Origin of the sequence: Sphingomonas sp. 37zxx (assembly GCF_000786205.1) — a bacterium.
Lineage (GTDB): Bacteria > Pseudomonadota > Alphaproteobacteria > Sphingomonadales > Sphingomonadaceae > Sphingomonas.
The window spans coordinates 25,661-37,519 of record NZ_JROH01000013.1; the positions used below are offsets into that span (position 1 = coordinate 25,661).

General features: G+C 64.7%; 7 protein-coding genes. 5 read left to right on the forward strand and 2 right to left on the reverse strand.

Annotated features, from left to right (window positions below; all coding sequences use genetic code 11):
• Positions 1-56: 56 nt before the first annotated feature.
• Both QU44_RS08080 and QU44_RS08085 read right to left on the reverse strand, forming a co-directional pair.
• A complete protein-coding gene (locus QU44_RS08080) occupies positions 57-2,564 on the reverse strand; it encodes a TonB-dependent receptor (protein ID WP_033921421.1) in 2,508 nt (835 codons plus the stop codon).
• Between the two features lie 350 nt (positions 2,565-2,914).
• Entirely contained in the window at positions 2,915-4,054 is a 1,140-nt protein-coding gene (locus QU44_RS08085; RefSeq protein WP_033921423.1) for an extracellular catalytic domain type 1 short-chain-length polyhydroxyalkanoate depolymerase, read from the reverse strand.
• A gap of 292 nt (positions 4,055-4,346) precedes the next feature.
• Here QU44_RS08085 and QU44_RS08090 point away from each other — a divergent pair, with 292 nt between their 5' ends.
• The 5 genes from QU44_RS08090 to mgrA all read left to right on the forward strand — a co-directional run bounded on the left by QU44_RS08090 (position 4,347) and on the right by mgrA (position 11,810).
• Positions 4,347-6,458 (forward strand): AsmA family protein, encoded by a 2,112-nt coding sequence (locus tag QU44_RS08090; RefSeq protein ID WP_231621667.1) that lies wholly within the window; start codon positions 4,347-4,349, stop codon positions 6,456-6,458.
• Between the two features lie 109 nt (positions 6,459-6,567).
• The gene (locus QU44_RS08095) at positions 6,568-8,724 is read left to right on the forward strand and encodes a TonB-dependent siderophore receptor (protein WP_033921425.1); all 2,157 of its coding nucleotides are present in this window, start codon (positions 6,568-6,570) and stop codon (positions 8,722-8,724) included.
• A gap of 50 nt (positions 8,725-8,774) precedes the next feature.
• The gene (locus QU44_RS08100; protein WP_156141030.1) at positions 8,775-9,320 is read left to right on the forward strand and encodes a hypothetical protein; all 546 of its coding nucleotides are present in this window, start codon (positions 8,775-8,777) and stop codon (positions 9,318-9,320) included.
• Positions 9,317-10,633 (forward strand): PepSY-associated TM helix domain-containing protein, encoded by a 1,317-nt coding sequence (locus QU44_RS08105; protein ID WP_052134491.1) that lies wholly within the window; start codon positions 9,317-9,319, stop codon positions 10,631-10,633. Before QU44_RS08100 ends, QU44_RS08105 begins: the two co-directional genes overlap by 4 nt.
• Positions 10,634-10,730: 97 nt before the next feature.
• Positions 10,731-11,810, forward strand: a complete 1,080-nt coding sequence (gene mgrA, locus QU44_RS08110) for an L-glyceraldehyde 3-phosphate reductase (RefSeq protein WP_033921427.1) — start codon at positions 10,731-10,733, stop codon at positions 11,808-11,810.
• The last annotated feature ends 49 nt before the right edge of the window (positions 11,811-11,859 follow it).

The following is an 11,859-nucleotide window of genomic DNA, read 5'->3' on the forward strand; positions in this document are numbered from 1 at the left end:
TCGAAGGGCCTAAAAATGCTGGCCGGTGCGCGTGAGCGCCCCGGCCGGCGTGTCGGTTAAAACGCGAACCGGATCGTTCCCGACACCGTGCGGCCGTTATACGCACGGCCAAGAACGATGCCGCTTGCCGGGATCGTGCCTTGCGTGATGTCGGCGAACGCCAGTGTGTCGAACAGATTGTTGACGTTGAGCATCAGCTGGACCCGATCGATCGGGCGCACCTGCAGAAAGGCGTTGACCAGCGTGTAGCCAGGCAGCGTCAGGTTGTTGACGTCCTGAGCAAAGCTGCTGGTCGTACCCACGATGCTCGCGCCGAAGGTGACATGCTTCAGTTCGACCTGTGGGGTCGCCTGGAACAGCAGGTCGGGCTGGCGGCGCGGCGTGTTGCCGATGATCGCGGCATTATTGACGTCATCCGAAATCTCGGCGTCGGTGTAGGTTGCGCCAGCCGTCAGGCTGAACACACCATATTGCACACCCGCTTCGACCTCGACACCCTTGGCGTCATAGGACCGAACGATGTTGATGACGGTCGCCGAGCCATCGGGATTGCTGGTTACCTGCGAGTTGCGCTCGCCGGTCTTGGCCTGGAACCCCGTGATGTTGGCGGTAAACCCGTTCTTGCGGAACTTCAGCCCGATTTCGGCCTGCTTGATCGTGTCGAACGCGCTGTCATCGTTCACCAGTTCGCCGCTGTTGTAATTGACGGCTGGGGTGAACAGGATTTTGTCGGCTGCGGCGCGACCGCCGCGGCTATAGCGGGCAAACATCGCCAGTGGCTCGGCAATACGGAAGTTGACGCCGCCCGAATAGCTCAGATACCCATAGTTATAGTCGACGCGACCAGGCTGACCCAGCGGCAGAATTGCAGTCTGCTGCTCCGCGCGTGAAATCTGGCCATTGGCGTTGATGTCGAATGCGGCCAAGCCAACCCGACCCCCGCCCAGTTCGCGACCAAATACCATGCCGCTGACCTTGCCGAAATCATAGCGGACGCTACCCCCGATCGCGATCTTGCCGATGTGATAGTTGACCGAGGCATAGGGCGCGTTGACCGCATAATTCATGTCATAGCTGCGATGACCATAGCCGCTGGCGACATTGTACGACAGGTAGCCGCCCTGCGTCACCGGCACGCCAGCCGCCGTGGTGATGTCGATCAGTGCCGAGTTGCCGCCGCCAACAACGTCCTGCAAGACCGTGCTGATCATCCAGTCGACCTTGTAGTCCTGCGACGACTTGTAGAAACCGGCAGTAGTCGTAAAGTTGCCATCGCCGATCCGCCACACGCGGCTGACGCGGAAGTCATTGGTTACGTTGTTCAGGCTGTTGGCGGTGCGATTGATCAAGATCGACTGCGACAGCAAGCCATTGCCGTTCAGTCCGGCAGGATTGGTGATCGCTTGGCCAGCCATTGGACCGTTGGCATAGGACAAGATCGCGCCGGGGCCGCCATTGCCTAGTGCAAGTGCGGCTGCGGGAGCCACTGCCAGCGGGAGGTTCTGGTTGGCGTTGCCCGACATGTCGGCATAGCGGAACTTGTTGCTGACCGTCCACTCGCCGAAATCGAACTGCGACTCGAAGCCGATCGACTTGGCGACAGCTTTCTGGCCGTCGCGAACATCGGCACGCTTGACGTTGTTCGCGGTGTCCAGCCCCAGGATCGTCGTGTTGTTCGGCGTGTAGAGCGATCCGGTTTTGATGTCCAAACCGGGCAAGCTCGTGAAGACCGGGTCGGCATTCGTACCGCTGACGCGCACCGGAATTGCCTGGTTCTGCGGCGTGATATCGTTCAGATACTTGCCATAGACGCGGACATAGCCGTTCGAGAATGTCTTGGTGACGTTGAACTTCACCTGCCCACCGCGATAGGCGTCATAGCCCATGTCGCGCGGGCCTTCGCCCTGGCGGAAATAGCCGCCGATGTGGAAGCGCAGCGTGTCGCTCAGCTTGTGGCCGAAATCGCCATCGACGCGATATTCGCCATAGTTGATGCCAACCGTCGTCTGTACCGCGCCGCCTTCGACGTCGCCGGTCTTCGACAGCAGGTTGATCACGCCACCCGGGCCGTTCGATGCGAAGGTCGATGCCGAGCCGCCGCGAATGGCCTGTACCTGTGCGACGTTCAGGTCCATCCGCATGAACATGTCGGGGCCAACGCCCTGCATGTCACCGAATTCCATCACCGGCAGGCCGTCCTCCTGCAACTGCAGATATTTGGAGCCAGTCCCCGACATCGGCAGACCGCGGATCGTGAAATTGGCGTTGCCTTCACCCACGGCATATTCGACGCGAACGCCCGGAATGTTGCGAAGCGCCTCGCCCAGCGAGCGTGCGCCGATCTTGTCGATTTCGGTGCCCTTCAGCGCGCTGGTCGAAATCGCGCTGTCGAGCAGGTCGCGGCCCTTGGCGACGCCGGTGGAGAACGCTTCCTCGGCAGGCTTGTCGGTTACCGACGCGGCAGCCTCTTCGCTGGTCGCGGTTTGGGCAGCCGTGGTCTGGGCCGCCGCAGCACTGGCGACCGCAAACGAGGAAACAGAGAGCAACAAGGCAATTCGCTTCACAGTCAATCCTTAAGCAATGGACGTGTTTCGACAGTCGACGCTGCAAACCGGTCGGCAAACCAATGCCGGCAGAAAGACGCCACCGTTGCTTCTTTATAGAGGGCGCAAGCCGCGGGGGGTCCGACCGGCCGTTTCTACGTAAAATTACAGTAGTGGCGGCTTCGGACGGGCCATGTGGCTGGCGGCGCGAAGATTTTGGCGCGCGCAAAGCGCGGCGGCGGGCTAAATGCCGGCAGGCCACGGCAACGCCGCCCGCGCGATCAATGCGCGCGGGAGATGGTCAGTCAGCCGATTGAAGTTTCGTTGCTTTGCCCAACGGGCGGCGCGCTAGGCACCAAAGGCCGCGTGGGTCAGCGCATCAGCCCAGCCGAGCGCAGCGCGCGTTCGATCACATCGGCGACCGATTTGCCGACAGCTTCCGCGCGCGCCTGTGCGGCGGTCGGCGCGGCTGTCGGTGCGGCTGGGGTAGGCGCGGATGCAGCGCTGGCCGCCGGTCGCGGCGGTGTGCTGGCCGCCGGTCGCGGCGGTGTGCTGGCCGCCTCGGCCCGCAACAGCCCCCAGCGCCGGGCGATATGAACGCTCGACGAAATCCCCGCCTCCAGCATATGCGGGCCGACCGCGCCGCACGCATCGTCGCCGGTCACCGCCAGCGGCGTGCCGTGGCCCAGCCCCGAAATATGATATTCCTCCAGCACGTCGCGGCCATCGCGATCGGTCCACACGCGGTGCCGATGCCCGGCGACCAGGCCGCTGCGCGCAGGGACGGCGGGCAATCGATGCACGTCGCGCCACTGGTCGAGGATCGCGGCGGCGTTGGCGGGCACCACCGTGCGGTCGCTCGCGCCATGCCAAACCGACACCGCTGGCCAAGGTCCAAGATGCGGCGATGCCGCACGCACCAGCGCGCCCAGCTTGGCCGGCCCCGCCTGCCCCTGCCCGCGCATCGCCTCGAGCGCCTGGGGAACGCCTTGCGCAATGCCAAAGGGAAGCCCGGCAATGATCGCGCCGCCGGCAAAGACGTCGGGATAGGTCGCCAGCATGACATTGGCCATCGCCCCACCCGCCGACAGCCCGGTGACATAGATGCGCGCCGGATCAATCGCATGGCGCTCACACATCGCCGCCACCATCTGGCGGATCGACAACGCTTCGCCGGCATCGCGGCGAATATTCTGCGATTCGAACCAGTTGAAACAGACATTGGCATTGTTCGCCCGCTGCTGTTCGGGAAACAACAGCGCAAAGCCATGCCGATCGGCGAGGTCGGACCAGCCCGAACCATGATCATAGCCCGCGGCATTCTGGGTGCAGCCATGCAGCACCACCACCAGCGCGGGCTTGGGCAACAGGCTGGCGGGGACATGGCAATAGCCGAGCAACGCGCCGGGGTTCGATCCAAAGCCCGTCAGCGGCGACAATCGGCTGGGCACAGCATCGCCCATCGGCAATCCGCTGCGCAACCGTGCGATGGTTTCTGCCATACTGGGCATCGAATACTCCCGTCTCACCTGCCGCCGGCGACTATACCGACGCAGTATGCTGCAACGCAACATGTGGGGGTTCAGGCCCATATTGGAAGGTGAATTATTTGCCGAGCCGATCCGGCGCGGTGTTGCTTCGGTGGATACGGATTTTGTTTCGGTATCGGCGCAACGCCGGCCCGACACCTGCGTTCCCCTTCAAAGGAAACGAAATTGGCAGGCGCTGCGGTCACAGCGTCCAGCCATACTATGGCAAGGTCGGCGGCGCTACATGCCGCCCTTGGGGTATTGAGGTTGGCAGATGGTGCAGCGCGTAATGCAGGATGATGTACCAGAAACGCTGCCGCCCGAGCCAGCCGATCGCAAACGCCGCCGCCCGCTGCGGATCCTGCGCAATATCGTCATCGGCATCCTCGTCACGATCGCCGCGATCTGGCTGGTGTTGTTCATCACCAAGGGCCGCTTCCTAAAGGGGCCGTTCGAGCGCACCTTCGGCGCGATGATCGAACGCCAGGTCAAGGTCGGCGGCGATTTCCAGCTCTATTTCGCCCCCTTCGACATCAAGTTCCTTGCCGAGGAGCTGACGGTATCGAACCCCGAATGGACGACGCAGCGCCATTTGTTCGCCGCCAAGCGCATCGACACGCGGATCGCGCCGCTATCGCTGTTGTTCGGCAAGCGGCGGATGCACTGGCTCGACCTTACCGACGCCTCGCTCGATCTCGAATGGAATGCCGCGCGCACCGCCAATAGCTGGACCTTCGACACTGGCGGCGGCGGCAAGCCGTTCGAGATGCCGGTGATCGATCGCGCCAAGCTGGTATCGACCGCGCTTCGCTATCGCGATCCGCAGCTCGATCTGCTCGCCGACCTCGATTTCGCCTCGATCACGTCGCAGGACGCCAGCATCGGCGATGCGGTGCGCTTCACCGGCGATGGCCGCATCCGCAAGACCCCGTTCACGCTCACCGGCGCGCTGCTCACCCCCAATGCCACCGTCGCACGCGGCCGCAACCAGCTGGTGATGCGCGCGCGCGCGGCGAACAACCGGATCGATGTCGGCGGCACGCTGCCCAGCCTGGCCGAGATCGAAGGTGTGCCGCTCACCGTCGCCGCGCGCGGGCGCAACGCCGCCGAATTGCTCGGCATCCTCGGCATCGTCATCCCGCAAAGCCGCACTTATCGGTTGAACGCCCGGCTGGTGAAGCAGGAGGATCGCTATCGCTTCGATCAAATGACCGGGCGCTTCGGCGACAGCGACATCGCCGGCACCTTCACCGTGCGTAACGGTGGCCCCCGCGTGCATATCGATGCCGATCTGGCGACGCGCACGCTCGACATCGTCGATGTCGCGCCCTTCATCGGCTATAATCCCGATCTGGTCGCCAAGAGCGGCTTTGAAACCGCCGCGCGCGCATCGGGCGCCGCCCCTGCACGGCTGCTCCCCGACGCGACGCTGCGTGCCGAGGGCTTGCGCGCCTTCGATGCCGATGTCCGCTACAATGTCGCGCGGCTGCGGTCGGACAGCGTGCCGGTCAGCGGCGTCGCGGTCACCGTCGCGCTCGACGACGGGCTGCTCGCGCTCTCGCCCTTCAACTTCACGATGGCGCGCGGTTCGGTCACTTCGGACGTGCGGATCGATTGGCGCCGCCGCCCCGCGCGCACCACCTACGACTTCCGCCTCGGCGCGACGCCGATGGCGCAGTTGCTCGGCGGCTTCGGTGTTGCAGAGGCAGGCACCAACGGCACCGTGAAGGGCCGCCTCGAATTGACCGGCGATGGCGACACGCTGCACGATTCGCTCGCCACCTCGCGCGGGCGGATCGCCTTCATCATTCCGCAGGGCAGCTTTACCACGCGCAACGTCCAGCTCGCCGAACTCGATTTCGGGGTGTTCGTGCAAAAAATGTTCGAGGATCGGCTGAAGGAGCCGGTGCGGATCAATTGCGGGCTGGTCGCCTTCACCGTCCGCCGCGGCGTCGCCGCCGCCGATCCGATCCTGATCGACACGCGCAAGAACGTGATCGTCGGCCGCGGCGGCTTCAGCTTTGCGACCGAACAGATGGACCTCGCCTTCCGCGCCGACGGCAAGAAGTTCAGCCTGTTTTCGGCGCAATCCCCCGTCGGCATCGGCGGCTATTTCTCCGAACCCTCGCTCGACGTCGTCTCCCCTGAATTGCTGGGCCGCGCGGGGGCGGGCCTGGGCCTTGCGCTGCTCGCGGCCCCGCCCGCCGCCTTGCTCGCGTTCGTCGATGTCGGCGACGCCAGCTCGGCGGCTTGCGGCCCGATCCTGTCGGGAGCCACCGCCAAGGCGCAGCGCACCCGTGACGGCAAAGCGCGCGACGATATCGGCAAAGGTGATTCAGGAACCACCAAGGGCGAAGACCGCAAGAAGTTCTTGGGCATTTTCTAAACCCCGCCGGGCGCGATCCCGCTCGCCCGCATAATCGCGTTCGGAACGAATATCGCCGTTGCTATTGAGAAAGACTCTCATTATCGCCGCCCCCGAAACAGGGGGAACCATGAACTCGATCAAACCGCTATTGCTGTCTCTCACCGCGCTGACGGCGACGCCCGTCATGGCCCAGACGACCAACACCAACAGCAACAGCAATCGCGACAGCGACATCATCGTCATCGGCCAGGGACGCACCGGCGACGCCGCGACCAAGACCGACACCCCCGCCATCGAAGTGCCGCAGCCGGTAACCCTCATCCCCGCCGAACTCTATCTGGCGCAGGGCGCACTCTCGATCGCCGATACGCTGGCCTATGTCGCCGGTGTGCAGACCAACCCTTATGGCCCCGACAGCCGGGTCGACGGTGCGATGGTTCGCGGGCTGAACGCGCTGCAATTCCGCGACGGCATGCGCGACGTCTTCAGCTTTTATGCCACGATCCGCGCTGACCCGTATAATTTCGACAGCGTGCAATTGCTGCGCGGGCCGTCGTCGATGCTGTTCGGCCAGGGCGCGCTTGGCGGGCTGTTCAACCTCAATTCAAAGCTGCCATCCTCGGTCGCGGCGGGCGAGCTTGCGGTGCGCTATGGCTCGTTCGATCGCAAGGAAGTGCTGGGCGACATTACCGGCCCGATCACCAACGGGCTGAACGGACGGCTGGCGGTGCGGGTGCGCGATTCGGGCACGCAGACCGATTTCGTCCCCGACGACCGGATCATGATCGCGCCGTCGCTCACCTGGTCGCCGAGCGCCAACACCGACCTCACCCTGCTGGGCCTGTATCAGGAGGACGACAGCGGTTCGACATCGCAATTCCTGCCGCTGGTCGGCACCATCCTGCCCAACCCCAACGGGCAATTGCCCAACAACCGCTTCGTCGGGAAACCGGGCTGGGACCGCTATGACGGGCGGCTGCTTCAGGGCACCGCGATGCTCAACCACCGCTTCAGCGAAGATGCCAAGATCAGCCTGAAGGCGCGCTATATCGACAGCGACCTCACCTATTTCACCCATTATCCCAACAGCTATTCGAATCCCGCCAACCCCTATGTCCTGCTCGATCCGGTTACCGGCAGGCCCGTGATAGACCCCGTCACCCGCCTGGCCGTGCCTGACCCCGAACAGCGTACGATCGGCCTGTATTATGACGCCACCACGGCGCGGATGGAGATTTTCTCTACCGACAACAATGTTCAGCTCGGTTTCAACACCGGTGCGGCGGTTGAACATCTGGTGCTCGCCGGGGTCGATTACAGCTGGAACCATGTGCAGAAACTCCGCTCTGCCGGCCTCGAATACATCGACATTTACGACATCGACTACGATGCGCTGTCCGACTTCGGCGGAGGCATGCCGCCGTCGCCAAGCGTTTCCGAAGATGTCGAACAGACCCAGCTCGGCTTTTACCTTCAGGACCAGATCCGGCTATGGGATCGCGTCTCGGTGGTGCTCGGTGCCCGCCGCGACCGCGCGACCAGCCAGGGCGCAACCGGCGCACGGGTGACGCACAACGCCACCACGTTCCGCGCCGGCGTGATCGGTGAAATGGCGGCGGGCATATCGCCTTTCTTCAGCTACACCGAAAGCTTCGAACCAATCGCGGGCGTCGCCAGCAACGGCAACCCGTTCATCCCCAAGCGCGGCAATCAATATGAGCTGGGCGTCAAATATCAGCTCAACGATGCCAGCATCATCACCCTCACCGGTTATCGGATCAAGGAAACCAACCGCCCGATCGCCGATGACAGCACCCCCACCCCGTTCGACCAGATCCAGGCGGGCGCACTGACATCGCAGGGCGTCGAGTTCGAAGCGCGCACCATGCTGCCCGGCCAGCTTCAGCTGATCGCCAATTACAGCTATAACGAAGCCGAAATCGACGGCACCAACCGCCAGCTCGACAATGTGCCCAAGCACAATGCATCGGTCTGGGCATCGCGCGGCTTTGTGCTCCCCAGCGACGTCAGCCTGCGGCTCGGTGCCGGCGTTCGCTATGCCGGCGAGAACCGCTCGTTCGGCCCCGCCTTCCCCGCCGGCATCACCACCCCCGATTACACCCTGGTCGATGGCTTTGCCGAACTGCGCTGGCAGCGCTGGAGCTTCGCGGTCAACGCCACCAACCTGCTTGGCAACCAATATTACGCCGCCTGCCTGGCACGGGGTGACTGTTTCAACGGAGCCGACCGCAATCTGTTCGGCACGCTCGGCTATCGCTTCTGATGGCCGGCGACGCCGCCCTGCCCCTGACCATTTTCCCTTGGGCCGCCTCTATGTTGGGGGTCGGGGGCGTTGCGGCGCTGCGCTATGGCTGGTCGCAGCCAAAGCGCAGCGCAGCGATAAACGCATTGGGCTGGGCGGCGCTGATCGCCTCGGTCGGCAGTGGCTGGCTTGATTCGGGGGCCTGGGGGGTGGCGGTCGCGGCACTGGTGACGATGACGGCGGCATTCACCGCGCTCGCCATCGCCGCCGCGCGCTCGCCGCAAGGGCGCGCGGCCTCGCCCAGCCGTCGCGCGGGCATGTTGCCGCCGCCGGGGGAGCCGCGCCGCATCGGCCGCCGTGTCGCGACCTTCGTGATGGTCGTTCCCGGCGGCTTTTTCGCGTCGGTCGCGCTTGCCCTTTCGGTGCGTGGGTTTGGCATGTGGCTCGGCTGGGGCGAGGCGAACGCCAATGTCGCCGCGCTCTACACCGTGCCGATCACCTGGGCGATGCTGGCGACTGCGCTGCTGATGCAGACCCGCCGCCGAAGCCAGATCACGACCCTGCTCGCGTGCATGCTGGCCGCCATACCCTTTGTACCAACAGGACTGGGATCATGAAGCTCGCGCCGGATGCAGCCACCGTGAAAAACGCCCTGTCGGCCCATGCCGCGATCGGGCTGCTCGCGGGGGCGTTGCTGTACCTCGTCTGCCTCAGCGGCACCGTGCTGGTATTCTACCAGCAATGGCAGCGCGCCGAACAGGTCGATGCGCCTGAAATGACGCGGATCGATCCGCAGGCGGTGCAGCGCGGCGTCGAAGCCGTGCTGGCGAGCGAAGCGGGCAAGCCGGTCACCACGCATCTGTACGTCCATCTGCCGGTGCCCGATTTGCCGCGCACGACGATCACCACCGACAGCGGCGGGGTGCATATCGATGCACAGGGCAAAATCGCGCGACCCGAGCAAAACCGCTGGTCCGAGTTTCTCTACGCGCTGCACTACACTTTCCACCTGCCCAGCCTGGTGGGAATGACGCTGGTCGGGTTGCTCGGCATGATGATGGTCGCCCTGTCGGTCACCGGGCTGCTGGCGCACCCCCGGATCTTCCGCGACGCCTTCCGCCTGCGGATGCGCCACAGCGGCGGGGTGGCGCTGGCCGACTGGCACAATCGGCTCAGCGTCTGGACACTGCCCTTCGGCCTCGCCATCGCGATCACCGGCGCTGCGATCGGCCTGTCCAGCGTCACCGCCTATGCGCTGGCGCAAAGCGCCTATGGCGGCGATCTGGAGGCGGTCTATGCCCCGATCTTCGGCGGCGAGGGCAAGCCGGACCCCGCCAAGGCACCCGCCCCCGACGTCGCCGCCGCGCTCGGCTACATGCAGGCGCGCTATCCCGACGTCGAAATAAGCTATGCGATCCTGCACGATCCGCTGACCGCCGGGCAGCACATCCAGATCGTCGGCGGCATTTCGCGCCGGCTGATCTTTGGCGAATATTATGATTTCGACGCCGCCGGGCGCTTCAGGGGCACTGCCGGGCTTGCAGACGGCGCGCTGGGGCAACAGGCGGCGGCATCGAACTACAAGCTGCATTTCGGCAATTATGGCGGCCTGCCGGTCAAGATCGCCTATTGCCTGTTCGGGCTGGCGCTGACCGTCGTCAGCGCATCGGGGGTCTACATCTGGCTGGGCAAGCGCGCGCGGCGCGGGCTGCACGAACCACGATTGCTGGGCGCCTGGCACGGCGTGGTGTGGGGCGCGCCGGCAGCGTTGATCCTGACGCTGATCGCCCGCTTCGCGATGGGCAACACCGCGCCGTTCATTGCGATATTCTGGGGGCTGATGCTGGTTTCGGTGCTGGGGTTCGTCCTGACGGCAAAGCGTGTCGAAGGCGAAACCGGGACGGCGGCGCGCGAGCTGCCTGCGGGCTGATCGCCATGCCGTGAAACCGGCATCGCCCGGTAGCGTTCATCGGGGCAACGGCGCTAGGAAGCCCCCTGTTCGCCGCCCGCCACAAGGATGATCGCCGATGCCCTTCCCCGTCCCTTATGCTGCCGACCCCGCGCGCTATGACGCTGGCATGCCCTATCGCCGCACCGGGCGCAGCGGGCTGAAGCTGCCGGCGATCAGCCTGGGGCTGTGGCAGAATTTCGGCGGAACCGATGTGTTCGAAACCGGGCGCGCGATCCTGCGCCGCGCGTTCGATCGCGGCGTCACCCATTTCGATCTCGCCAATAATTATGGCCCGCCCTACGGCTCGGCAGAAGAAAATTTCGGGCGCGTCATGGCATCCGATTTCGCCGCGCACCGCGACGAGCTGATCATCTCGACCAAGGCGGGGTGGGACATGTGGCCCGGCCCCTATGGCGATATCGGATCGTCGAAGAAATATCTGATCGCCAGTTGCGACCAAAGCCTGAAGCGGATGGGGCTCGACTATGTCGACATCTTCTATTCGCACCGTGTCGATCCCACGACCCCGCTCGAAGAGACAATGGGCGCGCTGGTCCAACTGCATCGCCAGGGCAAGGCGCTGTATATCGGCATTTCATCCTATGCGCCCGACCTTACCGCGCGCGCCGCCGCGATCCTGGCCGAAGAGCGGGTGCCGCTATTCATCCACCAGCCGAGCTATTCGATCCTGAACCGCTGGATCGAGCGTGAATTGCTCGACACGCTTGCGGCGTTGGGCACCGGCTGCATCGCCTTTTCGCCACTGGCGCAGGGCATGCTGACCGACAAATATCTGAACGGCGTGCCAGAGGGCGCACGCGCCAGCCGCCAGGGTTCGCTGTCGCAGACGCTGCTGAGCGATCAGAATATCGAAACGATCCGCCGCCTCGACGCGATCGCCACGGAGCGCGGCCAGACGCTGGCGCAAATGGCGATCGCCTGGGTGCTGCGCGATCCGCGCGTCACCTCGGCGCTTATCGGCGCGCGAACCGTCCAGCAGCTTGACGATTCGCTCGATGCCACCAGGCGGCTCGATTTCACCGCCGACGAACTCGCCGCGATCGATTCAGCGGCGCAGGATGGCGGCATCAATCTGTGGGCGACCTCCTCCGACATCGCCGAACTGCCCGCCGCGCAAGGGATGCCGCTGGCATAAGCCGGCACTGGCGTGGGAAGGCCAAGGTGCCCCCCCCCCCCCCCCCCCC

What these genes read in the sequence shown, in the direction of transcription:
- mgrA (WP_033921427.1), top strand. Translation starts at nt 10,731, where the DNA reads ATGCCCTTCCCCGTCCCTTATGCTGCCGACCCCGCGCGCTATGACGCT.
- QU44_RS08095 (WP_033921425.1), top strand. Translation starts at nt 6,568, where the DNA reads ATGAACTCGATCAAACCGCTATTGCTGTCTCTCACCGCGCTGACGGCG.
- QU44_RS08100 (WP_156141030.1), top strand. Translation starts at nt 8,775, where the DNA reads ATGTTGGGGGTCGGGGGCGTTGCGGCGCTGCGCTATGGCTGGTCGCAG.
- QU44_RS08090 (WP_231621667.1), top strand. Translation starts at nt 4,347, where the DNA reads ATGGTGCAGCGCGTAATGCAGGATGATGTACCAGAAACGCTGCCGCCC.
- QU44_RS08085 (WP_033921423.1), bottom strand. Translation starts at nt 4,054, where the DNA reads ATGCCCAGTATGGCAGAAACCATCGCACGGTTGCGCAGCGGATTGCCG.
- QU44_RS08105 (WP_052134491.1), top strand. Translation starts at nt 9,317, where the DNA reads ATGAAGCTCGCGCCGGATGCAGCCACCGTGAAAAACGCCCTGTCGGCC.